Origin of the sequence: Vibrio sp. Vb339, from assembly GCF_902751245.1 — a bacterium.
Classification (GTDB): domain Bacteria; phylum Pseudomonadota; class Gammaproteobacteria; order Enterobacterales; family Vibrionaceae; genus Vibrio; species Vibrio coralliirubri.
On sequence record NZ_CADDIS010000001.1, the window covers coordinates 1,495,142 to 1,520,724 of the forward strand.

Annotated in this window: 1 protein-coding gene and 1 pseudogene; both read right to left on the bottom strand. The window is 48.0% G+C overall.

From position 1 onward, the window contains the following. Positions 1-21,471 (bottom strand): tandem-95 repeat protein, encoded by a 21,471-nt coding sequence (locus tag HRQ85_RS06650; RefSeq protein WP_444823267.1) that lies wholly within the window; start codon positions 21,469-21,471, stop codon positions 1-3. Then, a pseudogene (locus HRQ85_RS26485) lies at positions 21,469-25,530 on the bottom strand (tandem-95 repeat protein); the annotation flags it as partial. The pseudogene HRQ85_RS26485 and the gene HRQ85_RS06650, both read right to left, overlap by 3 nt. Between the last annotated feature and the right edge of the window lie 53 nt (positions 25,531-25,583).

The window sequence follows — 25,583 nt, forward strand, 5'->3', positions numbered from 1 at the left end:
TTAAATCGAGCTTTGGTCGAAGTCGTTGCCTTGATCAGTTCCAGTTTGAGAATCTGAATCGAAGCTTCCAGAGTCGTCCGTGAAGTCAACACCTTGGTCTTGACCTCCCGCACTTGTCCAGTCGCTGCCACCAGATTCCATACCCGCCATGTCCGGTTGCTGTTCTTGCGTAGAACCTTGCATGGTGTATTGATCATCGACCTCAACTTCAACAGAACCGCTAGCTCCGTCTATTGAGCTACCCAATTCGTCGTAACCTTGGAATTGGATCTCGCTAGTACCTTCGTAACCTTCTGGTAGTTCGACAGATACAGGCTGCTCTAGGTTGCCACTGATTGTGAAGCTACCATCACCGTTATCCAGTGCGTTACTCACAGTAGCGCCCTCAGGTAAGCCAGACATATCAGCGTAATCAACCGATTCGTTACCACTCACCTCATCAGGAATCGAGATAGAGATGGTATCGCCCGGTGCCGCGGTTACATCTGCTGTACTGTCTTCAGTTTCAGCATCTTGAGCTTGGTCATTAGCTTGTTGAGCCACTTCCACTTGTTGCTCTTCTGTTGCTTGAGCAGCTTGGACTTGTGGTTCATCACTTTGTACTGAATCATCCTCAACTTGGATACTTAAGCTGTGACTTGATACTTCACCGCCGTCGTTAACTTCAACATTCATCGCTAAATTGCCATCGAAGTCTTCGTTCGGCCAGTAAGTCCACTCACCTTCGCCTGATTGGGCAAAGAAGCCAGCATCGTTCGCGTCTGCAACATCAACAACTTGTGCAGAATCACTCACGCCCAACTCATCCACCAGCTGTGCATCCGTGATAGTTAATGAACCATCATCAGCTAAGGCATAACCTTCGCTCGCCGCTGCTTCATCGCCACTTTGGATATCCACATTGAAGAAGCTTTCGATGCGATTCTCGCCATCGGTCGCTATAAATCCAACTTGAACATCGCCGGTGTAGTCTTCAGCAGGAGTGAATTGATAGTTACCTTGGTTATCGCTCTCAATTACGCCCTGACCTTCCATCAAGCTTACTGACTCAATGCTCAAGCTATCGCCTTCTGCATCGCTCAGGTTCGCTAACATGTCTTCGTCAGTGAACGATAAGGTGGCATCCGCTGCGATTTCCGTCGTTGTGATGCTGTTAACTTCTGGTGCTGCATTCTCTTGTGAGTCGCCTTCTTTCACGACTACGCCAGTTTGCTCATCATGAAGCACGCCATCTTTATCAACCACGTAAGCAATGTCTGCTTCGCCAGTAAAGCCTGGTGCTGGTGTGAACGTCCAAGTGCCATCGCCATTATCGACAATCTCACCTTGGCTGCGGTCGGCAAGATGAACCAGTTTCACTTCATCATCGCTGTCTGCATCCACATTCTCTGCCAAACCAATTAGGTCGTCCGCCGTCAGGATGATGGAATCACCCGCTACGGTCTCGAAATCACCCGTATCGATGCCATCATCAAACGCTTCTGGCTCATCTCCGTAATCAACGGTTGTTGCACTTACGGTTACGAAGAACTCACCATGGAAGTCTTCAGGAGGCGTCATTTGAATGTTTGAGATATCCCAGTCGAACAGGTCGATGTATTGACCCGGTTCGGTGATCATCACGGTATTCACACCATCTGTTACCTCGAATCCAACAGGGAAACCTGTCATCACCAAGTTACTTAGTGTTTCTGAATCATCGACTAGGCCAACGTTCAGTCCCAAGTGACCTGTTTCATCTTCACCGAAGACTAATGGACCGTCATGGTCGGTGGTAATTACCGCGCCATCTGCGACAGGACGTACGAACACAGGAACATCAAGAACCGTTTCAAACTCACCGTCACTCACGACAACTTGCAGGTCAGAAACGCCTGAGAAGTCGCCTGTTGGTGTGAATGTCCAAGTGCCATCACCGTTGTCTGTTACTTCTCCGCCATCTTCACCGTCTGCGGTGATAATGCGAGAAACAACAAGGTCAGCGGTATCAATGTCACCGAACAAGTTCATCAAGTCGCCAGCATCGAAGGTGAACGCGCCATCTTCGTTTGTGGTCATCATTGCGTTGCCGACGTTGAATGGTGCGTCGTTAACCGGAATGACATCCACATTCAGCGAGCCATCAACCATTTCTTCACCGTCAGTAGCTTGATAACCGAGTTCCACTAAGCCATTGAAGTCTTGAGTAGTCACCAAGTGATACATGCCGTCTGGTTGCTGAGTTAAGGTCGCGTTCGCTGGAGCTCGAACTGTGATGCTTTCAATGCTGATTTCGTCGCCATCAAGGTCTGTAACTTGACCCGCGATGTAAGCAGGGTCAATCACCATGACCACATCTTCTTCGCCTTGCATCTCAATGGTTGGCGCTTCAGGTGCATCATTGACTGGCGTAACATCGATGTTGCCGTCGACTGAAATAGTCTCTTGACCGTCGCTAACGTTAAACGTCATCGGCACATCGCCATTGAAGTTTTCGTTTGGCGTAAATGACCAAGTACCATCTTCGTTGTCTAGCAACTCACCCAAGCTAGGGTCGATTTGTAGACCAGAAGCTGACAGCTCGTCTGCGGTGTTATCGATGTCGGTAGCTTGAGCTAACAACATGTCTTGTGTGATAAGAATGGTGCTATCTTCGGCTGTGGTTAGTTTCACATCCTCAGATTCAGGTCCATCGTTCACAGCCAGAACTTCGATTCCTGCCGTTGTTGTTGCAGTTGCACCGTCATCATCGGTCACGACCACATATAGGCTGATATCACCATTAAAGTTCTCGTTTGGCGTGAAGCTCACAGACCCATTATCGTTTTGAACCAAGGTGCCGTCAGAGCCTGAGTAAGTCACGCTTTCAAGCGACACTTCACCATCAACGTCAGAACTATTAGCAATTAACTGCTCAGGGCTGATTGTGATGGTGCCATCTTCGTTCATTTGGTAAGACGTAGAACCCGCTACCGGCGCATCGTTAACATCCGTTACCGTCACACCAATATTGGCATCGACTGTCTCAGTGCCATCAGTCACTGTGAAGCCAAGATTTACATCGCCATTGAAGTTCTCGTTCGGAGCAAAGCTATAAGTGCCATCACCGTTATCCGTGAATACACCTTCTGCGCCCGTGTAAGACACATCTGTGATAGACAAGTCATCGCCGTCAATGTCTGCAGCACCTGCTAGTAGGTCTGCATCCGTGAAGATTAGCGTTCCATCTTCCTCAACGGTAAAGTTTTGGTCTTCTGCTGTTGGTAGGTCATTGACTGGGTTAACCGTTAGGTCGACGCCAGCTTGAACAGTTTCAAGGCCATCTGACACATCGAAGCTCAAATCAATGTCACCGTTGAAATCAGCATCCGGCATGATAGTAAATGAACCATCTTCGTTTGCTGTTACGGTTGCATTGTCACCCGCGGATAGGTTGCTTGCGGTCAGTGCATCACCATCAACATCGGATGCGTTAGCCAACAACTGCTCTTGAGATAGCGTAATTGAACCATCTTCATCAACCGAGTAAGCCACGTTTCCGGCCACTGGTGCGTCGTTAACTGCAATAACTTCAATACCAGCGGTGGTTTGAGCCGTTGCACCGTCGTCATCAATAACCGTCACATCAAGGTTGATGTCGCCGTTAAAGTTTTCGTTTGGTGCGAACGTTACCGAACCATCTTCATTTTGAACCAAGATACCGTCTGCACCTGAATAGCTCACGCTATCAAGAGACACTTCCCCGTCCACATCGGAGCTATTAGCAATCAACTGCTCAGGGCTCAATGTGATGGTGCCATCTTCGTTCATTTGGTAAGACGTTGCGCCTGCCACAGGTGCATCGTTAACGTCTGTTACCGTTACGTCGATGTTTGCATCGACCGTCTCTGTACCGTCAGATACTGAGAAGTCCAGACTTACGTCACCATTGAAGTTCTCGTTCGGTGCAAAGGTGTAAGTGCCATCGCCATTGTCGGTGAAAACACCCTCTGCGCCAGTGTAAGACACGTCGGCAACTGAAAGCTCATCACCATCAATATCAGAAGCACCCGCTAGCAGTTGCTCGTCAGTAAAGGTAAGCGAACCATCTTCTTCAATGGTGTAAGCGACATCTTCTACAACTGCGATGTCATTCACTGGATTCACAGTAAGGTCGGCCGTTGCAACAACCGTTTCAGTACCATCAGAAAGGTCGAAGCTTAGGTCAATATCGCCATTGAAGTCGGCATCTGGAGTAATGGTAAATGAACCATCATCGTTTGCCGTAACCGTCACGTTATCACCCGCGGTTAGGTTGGCAGCGGTAAGATCATCGCCGTCCACATCCGATGCTTGAGCAAGCAGTTGCTCTTGGCTTAGCGTGATTGAACCATCTTCATCCACTGAGTAAGCCAAGTCACCCGATACTGGTGCATCGTTGACTGCGATAACATCAATACCCGCCGTCGTTTGAGCGGTTGCACCGTCTTCATCTGCAACGGTGACATCTAGGCTGACATTGCCGTTGAAGTTTTCATTTGGTGCGAAGCTGTAAGTACCATCACCATTGTCAGTGAAGATACCGTCTGCGCCTGAGTAGGAAACGTCGCTAACGGATACATCACCTTCAATATCTGAGCTGTTCGCAAGAAGCTGCGCCTCATTGATGGTAATCACGTTATCTTCGTCAACGCTGTAAGTCGTTGAACCTGCAACTGGCAAGTCATTAACAGCAATGACGTCGATACCAGCGGTTGTTTCAGCGGTTGCGCCATCTTCATCCATAACAGAGACATCAAGACTGATGTCACCGTTAAAGTTTTCGTTTGGAGCAAAGGTGTAAGTACCATCACCATTATCAGTGAATACACCATCAGTGCCGCTGTAGCTTACATCGCTGACAAACACTTCCCCTTCAACATCCGAGCTATTCGCTAGAAGCTGTGCATCGCTTAGGGTGATACTGCCGTCTTCTTCAACGCTGTAAGTTGTAGAACCCGCTACCGGTACGTCATTGATTGGAACAACTTGAACATCAATATTCGCCGATACAACATCAGTACCATCACTCACATCGTAAGTAAGGTCGACATTGCCATTGAAGTTCTCGTTTGGCGCAAAGGTGTATGTACCATCGCCATTATCTGTGAACACACCGTCTGTGCCTTCGTAGTTAACCGACTCGACAGAAAGATCATCGCCGTCAATATCCGTTGCACCAGCCAATAGCTGTTCATCGGTAAAGGTCAGCGAGCCATCTTCATTAATGGTGTAGTCGTGGTCGTAAATTACAGAAAGGTCGTTCACTGCTGTTACGGTCACGTCTAGTTCCGCTGGAGTAACCCCACCGTTACCATCGTCTACGTTGTAGCTAATCGAGAATTCACCGTTGAAGTTCTCCTCCGGTGTAATGGTGTAAGTACCGTCACCATTGTCAGTGATAAGAGCGTTCTCAATGGAAACATCTCCAACACTTGGTTCGTTTCCGCCCGTATCACCAGAGTCATCACCTTCATCGCCGGTTAGCAATTCAGAGATATCAATGCCGTTTTCATTCGCAAGCGCTTCTTCTGCCGTTGGCAAGTCGAACGCATTTTGAGTGCCCACATCTTGGCTTGGAACAATGATGCCATTCACGATATCGAATACATGCCAGTGGTCACCTGATGGGTTATCAGATAAATCCGGGCTGAAGGTTTCAACCAATGTATCGCCTACAAACACCTGAACTTGTACATCTTCAACACCATCTACATCCCAACTTCTGTTGGTGTAGTTGTGTACTGAATAGTGCATGTCAGCATCTTGGTAGTTTGGAATGGTAATAGTTTCAGGACCATGGCCATTTACATCATCCACATCTTGTTGAACAACGTTACCTTCACCAAGATCATGGCTCATGTCGCGGTAGTAAATATGGTCTAGCTCATTGCCATTCTCTGTATCGTACAACCATAAGTGGTTATCCATATCTCGAGGGCTTTCACCCCAAGTCACCACGATACGCATATCTGTTTCTTCAAGTACTTCAGATATTGCAGTTACGCCACCGTTGGTATCTTCACCAGCTGGAACTAGGAAACTGCTAGTAATAGAGCCGTCTTGTTCAATAGTAACGGTACCTTGGTCAACAACAGGTCCGCTCACAGAGTAGTTACCGGATTGATCCGTCACCGCGGTGTAAGAGTGACCCGCGTTGTCGGTTAACGTCACATCCGCACCTGCGATTGGGTTGCCGGTTTCAGCATCCAACACGGTACCGGTTACGGTTGTTTCATCACCCGGCTCTCCGATAATTGCGGTCATGTCATCGTCTTCGATGTCAGTTGCAAATTGTAGGAGCTCTTCTTGAGTAATGGTGTATGAACCATCTTCTTCAATGGTTATCGCCACATCAGCAGAAACAATCGGAGCGTCGTTCACTGGGTCAACGGTTAAGCCTAAGTTAGCGGCAATTGGAGTGTCGCCATCGCTGATACTGTAGGCAACATCGATGTAGCCATTGAAGTTTTCGCTTGGAGTGATTGAGAACGTACCATCGCCATTATCGACTATCGTTGCATCGTCACCCACTAAGGTTAAGTCGGAAGCGACAAGATCATCGCCCTCAATATCAGCGGCATTCGCAAGTAGCTGCTCCTGCGTGATAGTGATGACATTATCTTCATCAACGTTCGCGTAAACATCAGATGTCGTTGGCAAGTCATTGACTGGGTTTACCGTCAGATCGGCGTTCGCCACAATTGACTCAGTACCGTCCGAAATATCAAAGCTTAGGTCGATATCACCATTGAAGTTAGCATCCGGCGTTACCGTAAAGGTGCCATCGCCATTATCAACAACGGTTGCATTATCGCCTGCGCTTAAATTGCTTGCGGTCAGGTCATCGCCATCCACATCAGAGGCTTGAGATAGCAACTGCTCTTGAGTCAGAGTAATCGAACCATCTTCATCAATGCTGTATGCCAAGTCACCCGATACTGGTGGATCGTTAATTGGAAGAACATCAATACTTGCGCTGGTGGCTACTGTCGCACCGTCTTCATCTGTCACCACGACATCGAGGCTAACATCGCCATCGAAGTTTGCGTTCGGTGCAAAGCTGAATGTGCCGTTACCGTTGTCAGTAAAGATACCGTCAGCGCCTGTGTAAGTAACGCTATCAATCGCCACTTCACCTTCAATATCAGAAGAGTTCGCCAACAGTTGCTCTGCACTGATGGTGATCACTTCATCTTCGTTGACTGAGTAGCTGGTTGAGCCTGCGATTGGCGGATCGTTCACCTCAAGTACGGTGATTCCCGCGGTGGTCGCTTCTGTTGCCCCTTCTTCATCGGTAACAACAACTGCTAAGCTCACATCACCATTGAAGTTCTCGTTTGGCGAGAAGGTGTAAGTGCCGTCACCGTTGTCTTCGAACACACCGTCACTGCCAGTGTAAGTCACGCTATCAATCGCAACCTCACCTTCAATATCTGAAGAGTTGGCTAATAGCTGTTCGTTACTGATCGTGATTGAGTTGTCTTCATGCACAGTGTAAGACGTGCTGCCCGCCACTGGTGGATCGTTCTCAGGCGTCACGCTCACATCAATGTTGGCTTGAACCGTATCCGTGCCATCTGACACATCAAAGCTGAAGTTCACATCACCATTGAAGTTCTCGTTTGGCGCAAAGCTGTAGCTTCCGTCACCATTGTCGGTAAGCACACCATCAGCACCCGTGTATGTCACACCTTCGACTGTTAGGTCATCACCTTCAACATCCGTTGCACCCGTTAACAGGTCAGCGTCAGAGAAGTTAAGAACCCCATCTTCACCGATAGTGAATGCTTGTTCTTGTGGCTCTGGCGCATCATTGACAGGTGTTACCGTCAAGTCTAGGCCAGCAGCGACCATGCCCTCTCCATCGGTGACATCGTAACTAAATTCGATATTACCGTTGAAGTTTTCACTCGGTATAATGGTGAAACTGCCATCGTCGTTCATTTGAACGGTCGCATTTTCATCATTGGTGGTTAGGTTGATTGCTGATAGGTCATCACCATCAATGTCGACAGCGTGCTCTAGCAACTGCTCTTGAGTTAGCGTGATGCTGTTATCTTCGGCTGTAACGGCACTGATATCACCATCAACTTCTGGAGCATCGTTCGCTGGAGAGATATGAATCGTCACATCTTGCGATGCCGTTGCGGTAGTGCCCGTATCAACATCTGTTGATGTTGCATTCACAGTTAGAACCACATCACCATTGAAGTCACCTGAAGGGATAAACTCTAGCCCTTCTAGCTCACCTGGTTGCAATGACCATGTGCCATCACCGTTATCGGTACCTGCAGAAAGTGAGCTGCCTTCTGGCACGTCTTCAATCAAGATAGCAAGGTTTTCTGAGCCATCGGTATCGGTTAGAGCTGCATCAATATCGAGTGGTACAGGTGTATCTTCGGTACCAATGATTTGGTATTCCGCGTCAGACACTGTGATTTCGATGTTGTCGATACCAAACGATTCGTCATTAACGCTTTGATTCAGGGTTGAACCGAAGCCAAGTTCAAGTTGGCCGTCTTCTACTGGTACCGTTACGTTGATTTGGTGTGCTTGGTCATTCCAACCACTGAAGCCCTCACCTTGCGATACGCCGTGAACCACTTCGCCGACTTCATTTCCTTCTGAATCGTAAAGCGTTGTTGTGCCATCTTGAGTACGGAACGCAGAGTTATCTAACGAGGTAAGCTCTTCGCCACCGACAAAGATTTGGAACGACTCACCATCCCAAGAGTCAATTTCATAGAAGCTGAACGAGATATTAACTTCGCTCACATCACTTGGAATGTCGTAAGTTTTGCTTACGGCCTCCTCGCCACCAGTGCCACCAATACGACCTAGCATGTCACCTGATTCGAAGCCTTGTGAGCTTTCAGTACCGGTATTCCAACCGTTTGAGCCAGACTCGAAGTTGTCTGAAGCAATCACTAGGTCAGAAGCAATCGACAGCTCTGGCATATCAACCACAGATTGGACATCAATCGTCGCTTCTGCTGGTACTGTCGCGGTTCCGTCATTCACGTCGAACGTCACATTCACATTGCCGTCGAAGTTTTCATTCGGAGCGAATGTGTAAGTGCCGTCACCGTTATCAACCAAAGTACCGCTATCTGAAGCCACATTTTCAACCGATAGGTTATCGCCATCAATGTCGCCCGCATTTTGCAGCAGTTGCTCTTCTGTGAAGGTAAAGCTGGTGTCTTCTTGAGTCACAAATTGTGGCTCACCGACTGTTGGCAAGTCATTAACTGGGTTAACCGTTAGGTCAGCCGTTGCTTGAAGCGTCGCATCACCATCGGTAATGTCGAAGTTCAAATCAATGTCGCCATTGAAGTTAGCATCTGGCGTGATAGTGAAACTACCATCATCGTTTGCTGTAACTGTCGCATCACCACCAACGGTTAGGTTAGCCGCTGTTAAGTCATCGCCGTCAACATCACTCGCTTGAGCAAGTAATTGCTCTTGGCTCAAGGTAATTGAACCATCTTCATCCACGCTGTACGCCAAGTCGCCCGATACCGGAGCATCGTTAACAGGCAGAACATCAATGCTTGCGTTGGTCGCTACGGTTGCGCCTTCTTCATCAGTAACGACAACATCAAGGCTTACATCGCCATCGAAGTTAGCGTTAGGTGCGAAGCTGAATGTTCCGTCACCATTGTCGGTAAAGATACCGTCTGAACCTGTGTAGTTAACGCTATCAATCGCCACTTCACCTTCGATATCAGAAGCGTTCGCCAACAGTTGCTCTGAACTGATGGTGATAACTTCGTCCTCGTTGACTGAGTAGCTCGTTGAGCCTGCGATTGGTGGATCGTTCACCTCAAGTACAGTAATACCCGCGGTGGTCGCTTCAGTTGCGCCCTCTTCATCAGTAACGACGACATCAAGGCTAACTTCGCCGTTGAAATTTTCGTTTGGTGAGAAGGTGTAAGTACCGTCACCGTTGTCTTCAAAGACACCGTCAGCGCCAGTGTAAGTCACGCTATCGACTGCCACATCACCTTCAATGTCAGAAGAGTTAGCAAGTAACTGTTCGTCGCTGATAGTAATGGAGTTGTCTTCATGAACGGTATAAGACGTGCTACCTGCAACCGGTGGATCGTTCTCTGGTGTCACGCTGACATCAATGTTGGCTTGAACCGTATCCGTGCCATCTGACACATCAAAGTTGAAGTTCACATCACCATTGAAGTTTTCGTTTGGCGCAAAGCTGTAGCTTCCATCGCCATTTTCAGTAAGAACACCATCCGCACCTGTGTAAGTAACGCCTTCAACCGACAGGTCATCCCCATCAATGTCAGTCGCACCTGTCAGCAAGTCTTCATCAGTGAAGTTCAAGATGCCGTCTTCGCCGATGCTGAACGTTTGATCTTGTGGTTGTGGAAGGTCATTGACTGGGTTAACGGTTAGGTCAGCCGTCGCAACCAGCGTATCTGTACCGTCGCTAATGTCGAACGTTAGGTCAATGTCACCATTGAAGTTCGCATCAGGCGTAATGGTAAAGCTGCCGTCATCGTTAGCAACAACCGTCGCGTCCCCATCGACAATCAAGTTAGAAGCAGTAAGGTCGTCGCCATCTACATCACTAGCTTGAGAAAGAAGCTGCTCTTGGCTCAAGGTAATCGAACCATCTTCCTCAACACTGTATGCCAGGTCGCCTGATACTGGTACGTCGTTGATTGGTAATACATCAACCGTAATAAACGTATCAACTTGAGCGCCGTCTTCATCTTGAATGGTCACATCCAACTGCACTTGGCCGTTGAAGTTTTCATTCGGAGCGAAGCTACATGTACCGTCACCATTGATAGAGAAGATACCGTCTGGGCCATCGTAGTTGATCTCAACAAGCTCAACATCACCTTCAATATCAGATGCGTTCAGCAGAACTTGTGACTCACTGAAAGTCAGTACTGAATCTTCATCGATAGTGTATGACGTTGGGCCAGCAACTGGCGGATCGTTCACTTCTAGAACCGTAATGCCCGCTGTAGTCGATACGGCTGCATCGTCTTCATCCACAACAACCACATCAAGGCTAACTTCGCCATTGAAGTTCTCGTTTGGAGAGAAGGTATATGTGCCGTCACCGTTGATTTCTAGAACACCGTCACTACCACTGTAAGTCACGCTATCAATCGCCACTTCACCTTCGATATCCGAAGAGTTCGCTAGCAATTGTTCGTTACTGATCGTAATAGAGTTGTCTTCATGAACCGTGTAAGACGTGCTACCCGCAACCGGTGGATCATTCTCTGGCGTCACGCTCACATCAATGTTAGCGGTTACCGTATCGGTACCATCTGATACATTGAACGAGAAGTTCACATCGCCATTGAAGTTTTCATTTGGTGCGAAGCTGTATGTACCATCGCCATTATCGGTTAGGACACCGTCTGTTCCAGTGTACGTTACACCTTCAACACTTAGGTCGTCTCCCTCAATGTCCGTCGCACCTGTTAATAGGTCTTGGTCATTAAAAGTTAACACGCCATCTTCGCCGACTGTGAATGTCTGGTCTTGTGCTTCTGGACCGTCGTTCACAGGTGAAACCGTTAGCTCTAGGTTGGTAGAGACAACATCATCACCATCAGACACATCAAACGTAAAGCTTACATCACCATTGAAATCAGCATCTGGCGTTAATGTGTACGTACCATCACCGTTATCGGTAATCGTAACGCTCTCATCATCGGTTGCTAAATTCAGAGCCGTCAACTGATCGCCATCTAAATCACGCGCATTAGCTAATAGGTCTTCTTGCGTAATGATGATTGAACCATCTTCTTCTACTGTTGCAGCAACAGGTAGTGCTTCAGGTGCGTGCTCAATGTGCGCGCCTGTCGCGTTAATGTAGATGGTTTGAGAGACCGTTTCAGAATCATCATTCGATAGCTCTGTTGCGGTTGCAGTTACATGAACTTCAAGCTGTTCGTTGAAGTCTTCTGGTAACTGGATTTGTAGTGAATTTTCGATAGCCGTTGTTGGTAAGTTCACCGTACCATCAGGGCCAACCGTCACTTCACCGCTGTAGATTTGGCTGTTCACTTCACCCACATCGATTGTGAAGTTGAAATCTGTGTAGTCAGCGTCACCGCCGCCATACAGATCTTCAAAGCCGTAAACTAGCTCGCCGTCTTCATTAACCGTAGTACGAGTATGTTCGATACCATCTTGGTTTAGCTGAGAGCTTGAACCACCATGGAAGATCGCGTCACCATTCTGCCCTTGAACCACGGTTTCGGTTCCATCAGCAGCCACAAAGACAAGTTGAGGATCAACCGTATCCATGTTCGCAGGCGAACCATCCTCAGCACGGAACTCGTACTGACCGTCTTGCATCGCATCAAAGTCGTTGTGCTGATGTCCGTTTGGAATTAAGAACAGGTTAAAGCTCTCACCTTCCTCGACTTGGAAGCTGAATTGATCTTGCCCAGGAACAAGGTCGCCACCGCCGCCAACTTGTGATGCATTCTCATACACCACCTCAACGCCTGTAATGTTGCCGTCTTCATCAACTTTGTAGTAACCGGCCGCATTTTGGAAACCAGCCGTCTCACCTTCAAACGTTACTGTGATTTCAGTATCGTTGTAACTGGTGATACCGTTTTCTTGGTCATTCAGCACGCCTTCGTTATCGTATTGAATAACCGAACCTTCTGGCACACCGTCTACTGTAACAGTGAGTGTTTCAGACAAGTCTTGGTCGACAAGTGCCGCTGCAATGTTCAGTTCAACAATGCCGCCTGGCTCAACCAGAATTGCTTCATCATCAACGTTAACGCCGTCGCCATCCGTGATAACTAAGTCAGGCGCATCAGCAACTGCTTCAATGTGAACATTAATGTCTTGTTCAACCTCATCCGTGCCGTCTGTCACCGTAAAGCTGAACTGCAGATCACCACTGAAATGCTCTTCCGGAACGAAGCTGAACGTGCCATCGCCGTTATCGGTGACTGTGCCTTCATCGCCAGAGTAATTGATGCTAGTAACACTTAGGTCATCGCCATCAATATCAATCGCACCACTCAACAGATCCTCTTGAGTGAACAGGATGCTGCCATCTTCTTCAATGTGGTACATGCCTGGAGCAACAATTGGAATGTCATTCACCGGATTAACGGTCAATGTCATGTCATTGGCCTTGCTCAGCTCACCGTCGCTCACCTCATAAGTGAATGCAATATCACCGTTGAAGTTTTCAGAAGGTGTCACTGTGTACGTGCCATCACCATTGTCTACAATGCTGGCATTTGGATCGTTAGTTTCAAGCGCGCTTGCAAACAACTCATCGCCATCTTGGTCGCTCGCGTTCTCCAACAACATTTCTTGTGTAACGAGGATTGAACCATCTTCGTCGACATCTGCCACCATTGGCGTCGCTTCTGGTGCATCGTTGACGAACTCAACTTTTAGGTCGATGTTTGCAGCAACCACATCAGTGCCATCGCTCACATCAAACGCTAAGTCAACGTTACCGAAGAAGCCTTGCTCTGGGGTTAATGTGTATGTTCCATCGCCATTGTCTGTGACTTCTACCGTGTCGCTTGCGCTCGTCACATTCACAACTGACAGTTCATCACCTTCAACGTCTGTCGCTTGTGCCAGTAACTCAGCTTCGGTAATAGTAATCGCTTGACCATCTTCCGTAGTGAAAGACATGTCAGGCACGTCTGGCGCATCATTGATTGGATTTACGGTTAGGTTGAGGTCAGCGGCAACAGTTTCGATCGCGTCAGTGACATCGTAAGTAAATTCAATCTCACCAAAGAAATCTGCACTTGGTGTAATCGTGAAGCTACCGTCTGGATTTTCGACAACAACCGCATTTGGATCGTTGGTCGCAAAGTTAACCGCTTCAAGGTTATCGCCATCTACATCGGTTGCGTTCGCTAACAGATCCTCTTGAGTAATAGTGATTGAACCATCTTCATCAACAGCGGCTTCAATTGGACCACTCACCTCAGGGCCTTCATTGACAATTTCAACGTCGACTCTTGCTGTACTTGGTGCGCTTGCTTGCCCGTCACTGATGTCGAAAGTCAGATTCACTTCACCGTAGAAGTCTTCTGCAGGTTCGAAGGTAAAGGTATTATCACCGTTATCCGTTAAGGTACCTTGCGTTTGGTCTGCAAGTAATAGGTTTTCGACATGAAGAATGTCGCCATCAACATCGGTCGCGCCAGACAATAGGTCTTTCGCTTCGATGATCATAGAGCCATTTTCAAGCATTTGGGTATGTAATGGTTCGCCCGGAACTGGCACATCATTGACCGGTACAACCGTTAGATCTAGGTGCGTTGCAACTTCATCAGTACCATCAAACACCTTGTAGTCGATGTCGATTTCACCATTGAAGTTTTCATTCGGCATGAAGGTAAACGTACCATCGCCGTTATCAACTAGCTCACCGTTGTCACCACCGTAAGTGATGTCAGAAATAGACAGCGTATCGCCTTCCACATCTGTGGTGTTCGCTAGCAAGTCATCCGCACTGAACGTGATGCCTTCATCTTCGTCTGTCGATAGAACAATCGGGCCAGAAACGATTGGCGCATCATTTACTGATTCGAAGTTGATGTTGATGATGTTGCTATCTGTCAGCTCACCATCCGTAACTTGGTAACCGAGTTCGATTTCACCATGGAAGTTTTCATCCGGTGTTACCGTCCAAGTACCATCACCATTATCGGTAAGTGTTGCATGCTCTGAGTTTTCACCCACTAGCTCGAGATTTTGAATATCGAGGTCATCACCATCAATATCCGATGCTTGCGCCAGTAGTTGTTCTTCGGTAATCACAACCGAAGCAAACTGTGCAGAACCATCGGTATCGACAGTAATATTCGGAAGTTCAGCCGTTAGCTCGATTTCGTTGTCACCCGCATGGATATTCAACTCAACCGTTTCGGTGATCTCTGAACCATCAACACCAATCGATGTAAACACAGCTTCATCATGACAAGTTTGTGACACTGTCATGTTTTGAACGACGTAAGTACCATTACCTTGCACGGTACCAAGCTCAAAGTAAGACACTGGTTGATCAACCGTTAGCGTGTAATCTGTCTCGAAAGTACCACGGTCTTCTTTGTGGTAAGTCATCGAGTCAATTAGGTCGCCATCCTCATTGAACGCTTTGATTTCTACTTCGGTAAAGTGACGAGACTCTTCCATGAACCAGCCACCCAAACCATCTAGGTGGAAACTGATTTCATTGATGTCTTGACCTTCAACTGAAACCGTCAGTTTCTCATCACCACTTAAGCCTTGGCGGTCAGTATCACCGATACCATGACCAATGTGGGTGTTACCATTCCAGGCACCAAGAGGGTCATCGTTACTTTGAACAGTTACCGTTAAGTCACCATCTGAGAACTCACGCGTATAAGGGTCAACTTCTGTACCCCAATCATCCACACTCGCGTTATCGTCAAACGTACCGATTTGTGTGGTGTGTGTACCTTCAGCAAGAGCATCTTCACTTGGGACAAAGCGCACTTCGGTATCTGCAGGAACTTCTTGTCCTACTTCCAGTACCACCCATTCGTCATTCACATTTGCTTCAATGATGCCGTTTTCTGGCGCTTGGTCTAAACGTAGTGCTGGTTCTTCACGAAGTGTCACACCAACTGTTTGGTCTTCTTGCGCTTGGATGAAGATTTCATCGCCCGCTTCCGGCGCATCGTTGACAGGGTTAACCGTCAAGTCGAGTGTCGTCAGAACTTCATTCTCACCATCACTGATGTTGTATGTGAAGTCCAACTCGCCATTGAAGTTTTCTGTGTGCGTGATGGTGAATGAACCATCGTCATTAGTAACAATTGTCGCATCTGGATCGTTGGTTTGTAGGTTAGATGCCGTTAGATCATCACCTTCAATGTCGGTTGCGTTTGCAAGCAACTGCTCTTGAGTAATGGTGATTGAATTATCTTCATCGACTTCAGCCTGAATGCCCGAAGTTTCAGGCCCATCATTCACAGCAATAACATCGATGCCAGCGGTTGTGGTTGCGGTTGCACCGTCTTCGTCAACGACAACAACGTCTAGTGAAATATCACCATCGAAGTTTTCATTTGGCGTAAAGGTGTAAGTACCATTGCCATTATCAACAAAAGAGCCGTCATCACCGGAGTACGATACTCCAGACAGTGAAACATCACCTTCTACATCGGAAGAGTTTGCCAATAGTTGCTCATCACTGATCGTGATTTGGCCATCTTCTTGGATTGTGTAAGATGTCGAGCCCGCTACCGGTGGATCATTCTCAGGCGTTACGCTGACATCAATAACAGCTGATGTTGAATCAGTACCGTCAGAGACATCGAACGAGAATTGAACATCACCATTGAAGTTCTCGTTTGGCGCAAAGCTGTATGTGCCGTCGCCATTATCGCTAAGAACACCATCTGCACCCGTGTAGAGCACGTTTTCAATCGACAGCTCGTCACCATCAATATCTGACGCGCCGGCAAGCAGGTCAGCATCGGTGAAGAGTAACGTACCGTCTTCTTCAATCGTGAACTGTTGATCTTGCGCTTGTGGCAAGTCATTAACCGGATTCACGGTAATGTCTAGGCCAACTTGAACTGAACCACCATCGTTATCGATGATATCGAAGTTCAGGTCTAGGTCACCGTTGTAGTCGGCGTTAGGTGTAATGGTGTAGCTGCCATCATCATTGTGTTGGATGGTCGCATTTTCATCAGTAGATAGATTGATAGCTTCTAAGTTGTCGCTATCAATATCACCTGCTCGTGCTAGCAATTGCTCTTGGCTTAGCGTGATGGAGCTATCTTCATTGATGGTGTAAGCCAAATCGCCCGATACTGGCGCATCATTGATTGGCAATACATCAACGTTAATGTGTGTTTCAACCGTTGCGCCATCTTCATCTTGAATGGTCACACCCAGTTGAACCTGACCATTGAAGTTTTCGTTGGGTGCAAAGCTGCATGTACCATCACCATTTACAGTGAAGATACCGTCAGAGCCATCGTAGTTAATGCCAACAAGTTCTACATCGCCTTCAACATCCGAAGCGTTCACAAGAATCTGAGATTCACTAAACGTCAGAACCGAATCTTCGTCAATGGTGTATGACGTTGGACCCGCAACCGGTGGATCATTCACTTCTAGAACGGTGATGCCCGCCGTGGTTTCATCAATCGAACCGTCTTCATCGGCAACAATAACGTCAAGGCTGATATCGCCACTGAAGTTTTCATTAGGAAGGAAGGTGTAACTGCCGTCACCATTATCTTGGAACACACCATCTGTGCCGCTGTAAGTTACGCTGTCAACCGACACTGCACCTTCTACATCAGAAGAGTTTGCTAGCAACTGTTCATCAGAGATTGTGATGGCATTGTCTTCATTGACCATGTATGAGGTTGAACCCGCAACTGGCGGATCGTTCTCAGGTGTCACACTCACATCAATGTTAGCGCTGACTGTTTCTGTGCCATCAGACACATCGAAACTGAAGTTCACATCGCCATTGAAGTTTTCATTTGGCGCAAAGGTATAAGTACCATCACCGTGGTCGGTCAGTACGCCATCACCACCTGTATAGCTAATACCTTCAACGGTTAAGTCGTCGCCATCAATATCGGTGGCACCGGTAAGTAAGTCGGCATCTGTAAATTGAAGCGTACCGTCTTCTGCAATACTGAATTGTTGGTCTTGAGGAACCGGCAAGTCATTAACTGGGTTAACAGTAAGATCGGCGGTTGCTTGAACCGTGTCAGTACCATCAGTGATGTTGAATTGAATATCAATGTCACCATTGAAGTTCGCATCTGGCGTAATCGTGAAACTGCCATCGTCGTTAGCTACAACCGTCGCATCACCACCAACCGTTAAGTCGCTTGCGGTTAGGTCTTCGCCTTCAACATCGGACGCTTGAGACAACAGCTGATCTTGGCTCAGTGTGATTGAACCATCTTCATTAACGTTGTAAGCCAAATCACCAGACACTGGCGCATCATTGATTGGTAATACGTCAACATTGATGACGGTTTCAACTTCTGCACCGTCTTCATCACGAATAGTGACATCAAGCTGAACTTGGCCATTAAAGTTCTCATTCGGAGCGAAGCTACAAGTGCCATCACCATTTACTGAGAAGATACCATCAGGGCCATCGTAACTAATACCAACTAGCTCAACATCCCCTTCTACATCAGAGGCATTAAGCAACACTTGAGACTCACTGAAGGTCAGTACTGAGTCTTCATCAATGGTGTAAGACGTTGGGCCTGCAACTGGCGGATCGTTCACTTCAAGAACATTGATACCCGCAGTCGTCGCGTCGGTCGCACCCTCTTCATCAGCAACAGCCACATCCAGTGCAATTTCACCGCTGAAGTTCTCATTTGGTGAGAAGGTGTAAGTGCCGTTACCATTGATTTCGAGGACACCGTCGCTACCAGAGTAAGTCACGCTGTCTATCGATACATCACCTTCAATATCTGAAGATGTTGCCAATAGTTGTGCATCAGAAATGGTAATCGAATTGTCTTCATTCACCGTGTAAGAAGTAGAACCCGCAACTGGCGGATCGTTCTCAGGAGTCACGCTAACATCAATGTTTGCAGACACGGTATCTGTACCGTCTGACACATCGAAGCTAAAGCTCACATCTCCATTAAAGTTTTCGTTTGGAGCAAAGCTATATGAGCCCTCACCTAAGTCAGTCAGTACGCCATCAGTGCCTTCATAAGTGATACCTTCAACCGTCAGGTTGTCGCCTTCAATGTCAGTAGCACCGGTTAACAGATCTGCATCGGTGAAAATGAGCGTGCCATCTTCTTCAACGCTGAACTGTTGATCTTGAGGTACTGGCAGGTCATTAACTGGGTTAACGGTTAGGTCAGCTGATGCTTGAACCGTATTAGTACCATCTGAGATATCGAAGCTGATATCGATGTCACCGTTGAAGTTCTCATCTGGCGTAATCGTGAAACTGCCATCATCGTTGGCAACGACTGTTGCATCACCGTCAACCGTTAGGCCGCTCGCTGTCAGGTCATCGCCTTCCACATCAGATGCTTGAGAAAGCAACTGCTCTTGGCTTAGGCGAATCGAACCGTCTTCGTCGATTGAGTACGCTAGGTCACCTGATACAGGCGCATCATCAACCGCTGTAACGCTCACATCAATGTTCGCTGATACCGTATCGGTACCGTCAGACACATCGAAGCCGAAGTTTACATCGCCGTTAAAGTTTTCATTCGGAGCAAAGGTGTATGTACCATTACCGTTGTCGGTCAGGATACCGTCGCCACCATCGTAGGTCACACCTTCAACCGTCAGGTTGTCGCCTTCAATGTCAGTAGCACCGGTTAACAGATCTGCATCGGTGAAAATGAGCGTGCCATCTTCTTCAACGCTGAACTGTTGATCTTGAGGTACTGGCAGGTCATTAACTGGGTTAACGGTTAGGTCAGCTGATGCTTGAACCGTATTAGTACCATCTGAGATATCGAAGCTGATATCGATGTCACCGTTGAAGTTCTCATCTGGCGTAATCGTGAAACTGCCATCATCGTTAGCAACGACTGTTGCGTCACCATCCACGGTTAGGTCGCTCGCTGTTAGATCATCGCCTTCAACATCTGATGCTTGAGAAAGCAGTTGCTCTTGGCTTAAGCGGATAGAACCGTCTTCGTCGATTGAGTACGCTAGGTCACCAGACACAGGTGCATCATCAACCGCCGTAACGCTCACATCGATGTTTGCTGACACCGTATCGGTACCGTCAGATACATCGAAGCCGAAGTTTACATCGCCGTTGAAGTTTTCATTCGGAGCAAAGGTGTAAGTCCCGTTGCCGTTATCAGTAAGGATACCGTCACCGCCATCGTAGGTCACACCTTCAACCGTCAGGTTGTCACCTTCAATGTCCGTTGCGCCTGTTAATAGGTCTGCATCGGTGAAGATTAACGTGCCGTCTTCTTCAACGCTGAACTGTTGGTCTTGAGGCACTGGCAGGTCGTTAACTGGGTTAACGGTTAGGTCAGCTGAAGCTTGAACGGTGTTAGTGCCATCAGAGATATCAAAGCTGATATCGACGTCACCGTTGAAGTTCTCATCTGGCGTGATGGTGAAACTGCCGTCATCGTTCTGAGTAACGGTTGCATCAGCGCCAACCGTTAGGCCGCTAGCTGTAAGGTCATCGCCTTCCACGTCAGATGCTTGCGATAGAAGCTGCTCTTGGCTTAGACGAATCGAACCGTCTTCATCGATTGAGTAAGCTAGGTCGCCTGACACTGGCGCATCATCAACGGCTGTTACGCTTACGTCGATGTTCGCTGACACCGTATCGGTACCGTCAGATACATCAAAACCGAAGTTTACATCGCCATTGAAGTTTTCATTCGGAGCAAAGGTGTACGTGCCGTTACCGTTATCAGTAAGGATACCGTCGCCACCATCGTAGGTCACACCTTCAACCGTTAGGTTGTCGCCTTCAATGTCTGTAGCACCGGTTAATAGGTCGGCGTCGGTAAAGATTAACGTGCCATCTTCTTCAACGCTGAACTGTTGATCTTGAGGGACTGGTAAATCATTTACTGGGTTAACCGTAAGGTCTGCTGAAGCTTGAACGGTATTGGTACCATCTGAGATATCAAAGCTGATATCGATGTCACCATTGAAGTTCTCATCTGGCGTAATCGTGAAACTGCCATCGTCGTTAGCCACAACCGTTGCATCACCGTCAACCGTTAGGTCGCTGGCAGTAAGGTCATCGCCTTCCACATCTGATGCTTGTGATAGCAGCTGCTCTTGGCTTAAACGGATAGAACCGTCTTCATCGATTGAGTACGCTAGGTCACCCGATACAGGCGCGTCATCAACGGCAGTTACGCTCACATCGATGTTCGCTGACACCGTATCGGTGCCGTCAGACACGTCGAAGCCGAAGTTTACGTCGCCATTAAAGTTTTCATTCGGAGCGAAAGTGTACGTACCGTTGCCGTTGTCAGTCAAGATACCGTCGCCACCATCGTAGGTCACACCTTCAACCGTTAGGTTGTCACCTTCAATGTCAGTCGCACCAGTTAACAGGTCAGCATCTGTAAAGATGAGCGTGCCATCTTCTTCAGCGCTGAACTGTTGATCTTGAGGCACTGGCAGGTCGTTAACTGGGTTAACCGTCAGGTCAGCCGAAGCTTGAACGGTATTGGTGCCATCAGAGATATCGAAACTGATATCGATGTCACCGTTGAAGTTCTCATCTGGCGTAATCGTGAAACTGCCATCGTCGTTAGCTACAACCGTTGCATCACCGCCGACCGTTAAGTCGCTTGCGGTTAGATCATCGCCTTCCACATCAGACGCTTGCGATAGAAGCTGCTCTTGACTTAGACGAATCGAACCGTCTTCATCCATTGAATACGCTAGGTCACCAGACACAGGTGCATCATCAACCGCCGTAACGCTCACATCGATGTTCGCTGACACCGTATCGGTACCGTCAGATACATCGAAACCGAAGTTTACATCGCCATTGAAGTTCTCATTTGGAGCGAAGGTGTATGTACCATTGCCGTTGTCGGTAAGAATACCGTCGCCACCGTCGTAGGTCACACCTTCAACCGTTAGGTTATCGCCTTCAATGTCCGTTGCACCTGTTAACAGGTCTGCATCAGTAAAGATGAGTGTGCCATCTTCTTCAACGCTGAACTGTTGATCTTGAGGCACTGGCAGGTCATTAACTGGGTTAACCGTAAGGTCTGCTGAAGCTTGAACGGTATTGGTACCATCTGAGATATCAAAGCTGATATCGATGTCACCGTTGAAGTTCTCATCTGGCGTGATGGTGAAGCTGCCGTCATCGTTAGCTACAACCGTTGCATCACCACCAACCGTTAGGTCGCTGGCCGTAAGGTCATCGCCCTCTACGTCAGACGCTTGCGATAGAAGCTGCTCTTGGCTTAAACGGATAGAACCGTCTTCATCGATTGAGTACGCTAGGTCGCCTGACACAGGTGCATCATCAACGGCAGTTACGCTTACGTCGATGTTGGCAGAGACTGTATCGGTGCCATCTGATACATCAAAACCGAAGTTTACGTCGCCGTTAAAGTTTTCATTCGGAGCAAAGGTGTATGTACCATTACCGTTATCAGTAAGGATGCCGTCGCCACCATCGTAGGTCACACCTTCAACAGTAAGGTTGTCACCTTCGATGTCCGTTGCACCGGTTAACAGGTCTGCATCAGTAAAGAGGAGCGTGCCGTCTTCTTCAACGCTGAATTGTTGATCTTGAGGGACTGGCAGGTCATTAACTGGGTTAACGGTTAGGTCAGCCGATGCTTGAACGGTATTGGTACCATCTGAGATATCAAAGCTGATATCGATGTCACCGTTGAAGTTCTCATCTGGCGTGATGGTGAAGCTGCCGTCATCGTTAGCTACAACCGTTGCATCACCACCAACCGTTAGGTCGCTGGCCGTAAGGTCATCGCCCTCTACGTCAGACGCTTGCGATAGAAGCTGCTCTTGGCTTAAACGGATAGAACCGTCTTCGTCAATTGAGTATGCGAGGTCGCCCGATACAGGCGCGTCATCAACGGCAGTTACGCTTACGTCGATGTTTGCAGAGACTGTATCGGTGCCATCTGATACATCAAAACCGAAGTTTACGTCGCCATTGAAGTTTTCATTTGGTGCGAAGGTGTAAGTACCATTACCGTTATCAGTAAGGATGCCGTCGCCACCATCGTAGGTCACACCTTCAACAGTAAGGTTGTCACCTTCGATGTCCGTTGCACCGGTTAACAGGTCTGCATCAGTAAAGAGGAGCGTGCCGTCTTCTTCAACGCTGAATTGTTGATCTTGAGGGACTGGTAAATCATTTACTGGGTTAACCGTAAGGTCAGCCGATGCTTGAACCGTATTGGTGCCATCTGAGATATCAAAGCTGATATCGATATCACCATTAAAGTTTTCATCTGGCGTAATGGTGAAACTGCCATCATCGTTAGCAACGACTGTAGCATCACCGCCAACCGTTAGGCTGCTGGCAGTCAAGTCATCGCCTTCCACATCAGAGGCTTGAGAAAGCAGCTGCTCTTGGCTCAAACGAATCGAACCATCTTCGTCGATTGAGTACGCTAGGTCACCCGATACAGGTGCATCATCAACCGCAGTCACACTTACATCGATGTTGGCAGAGACCGTGTCGGTACCGTCAGAGACATCAAAACCGAAGTTTACGTCACCATTGAAGTTTTCATTCGGAGCGAAGGTGTACGTGCCGTTACCGTTATCAGTAAGAATACCGTCGCCACCGTCGTAGGTCACACCTTCAACCGTTAGGTTGTCACCTTCAAGGTCGGTAGCACCGGTTAACAGGTCTGCATCGGTGAAGATTAACGTGCCATCTTCTTCAACGCTGAACTGTTGATCTTGAGGGACTGGTAGGTCGTTTACTGGGTTAACCGTCAGGTCTGCAGAAGCTTGAACGGTATTGGTGCCATCTGAGATATCGAAGCTGATATCAATGTCGCCATTGAAGTTCTCATCTGGCGTAATCGTGAAGCTGCCATCATCGTTTTGAGTAACCGTTGCATCACCGCCAACCGTTAGGCTGCTGGCCGTCAAGTCATCGCCTTCCACGTCAAACGCTTGAGAAAGCAGCTGCTCTTGGCTTAGACGAATCGAACCGTCTTCGTCAATTGAGTACGCTAGGTCACCAGACACAGGCGCATCATCAACGGCAGTTACGCTTACGTCGATGTTCGCTGACACCGTATCGGTACCGTCAGAGACATCAAAACCGAAGTTTACGTCGCCATTGAAGTTTTCGTTTGGAGCAAAGGTGTACGTACCATTACCGTTGTCAGTCAGAATACCGTCGCCACCGTCGTAGGTCACACCTTCAACCGTTAGGTTGTCACCTTCAATGTCCGTTGCGCCTGTTAACAGGTCTGCATCGGTAAAGATGAGTGTGCCATCTTCTTCCATGCTGAACTGTTGATCTTGAGGCACTGGCAGGTCGTTTACTGGGTTAACGGTTAAGTCTGCAGAGGCTTGAACGGTATTGGTGCCATCTGAGATATCGAAGCTGATATCGATGTCACCGTTGAAGTTCTCATCTGGCGTGATGGTGAAACTGCCATCATCGTTAGCTACGACCGTTGCATCACCACCAACCGTTAGGCCGCTGGCCGTCAGGTCATCGCCCTCTACGTCAGACGCTTGGGATAGAAGCTGCTCTTGGCTTAGACGAATCGAACCGTCTTCATCGATTGAGTAAGCTAAGTCACCCGATACAGGAGCATCATCTACCGCCGTAACGCTCACATCAATGTTCGCAGACACCGTATCGGTGCCGTCAGACACATCAAAACCGAAGTTTACGTCGCCATTAAAGTTTTCATTTGGAGCGAAGGTGTACGTACCATTACCGTTGTCGGTCAAGATACCGTCACCGCCATCGTAGGTCACACCTTCAACCGTTAGGTTGTCACCTTCAATGTCTGTTGCACCTGTTAACAGGTCGGCATCGGTGAAGATGAGCGTGCCGTCTTCCTCAATTTCAAACGTTTTATCTTCAGGAACAGGCGCGTCATTAATCGGACGTACCGTTAAATCAATTGCGCTACTAATCGTTTCTTGGCCGTCACTGATGTCGAAAGTAAGGTCAAGTTCACCATTAAAGTCAGCTGAAGGAACAACGGTGAAAGTACCATCACCATTGTCTTGAACAGTTGCATCAGCACCAACTTGAACGTTAGAAGCAACAAGCTCGTCCCCATCTACATCACTTGCGTATTCGAGTAATTGTTCTTGAGTGAATGTTATGGAGCCATCTTCATCCATGATGTAAGCCAGATCTTGTTCAGCTTCTGGTGCATCATTTTCACTTTCGACTTTGATTTTAAACGTTTCGCTTACCGTTTCAGAATCAAAGTCATCTTCTACTTCGCTGATGGTCTCTTCGTCAGAAGCTTGAACATCAACTGCAAATGTCTCTTCTACTGTTTGTGAATCTAGCTCATCACCAACTTGTTGGTCACCTGACTCTGAAGATGTCGCACTCGGCGCTGCTGATGTACGCGCAGCTTGGCCTTGTTCTTCATTACCTTCTGCGTCTGCGCCACCTGTCGCAGCCTCTGCGTTATCACCACCTACAGCTTGTGCGCCCGCTCCAGCTCCGCCACCACTGCCAGCTGCGTTATCCGAACCAGCTTCAGAAGCGGCCCCACCAACTACATTGGATTGTGCTGCGTCTGAATCACTACCACTTTCTGGCGTCTCTTCTTGCACAGCCGCACCAGAAGCCGAGGCATCTTCAGCATTACCTGCACCACTCGGATTTTCGTCTAAAGCCTGGTTAACTTCATCTGCCGCATCCGCATTTTCAGCACCCGTCGCTATTGTCGACGCAATCGTATTTTGTTGATTTTGTTGATTCTGCTGTTGGGAGGGCGTACCCGCGTCGTTCATGTCCGTTTGTTCTACCGCGTCGTTTAGATCTTCATTTTGGTTGTTTTGGTTATTTTCGCCTGCCATTACAGCCTCCGTTGCTACTAGCTAACTGATCGTATTTAGAAGCATTAAAGGAC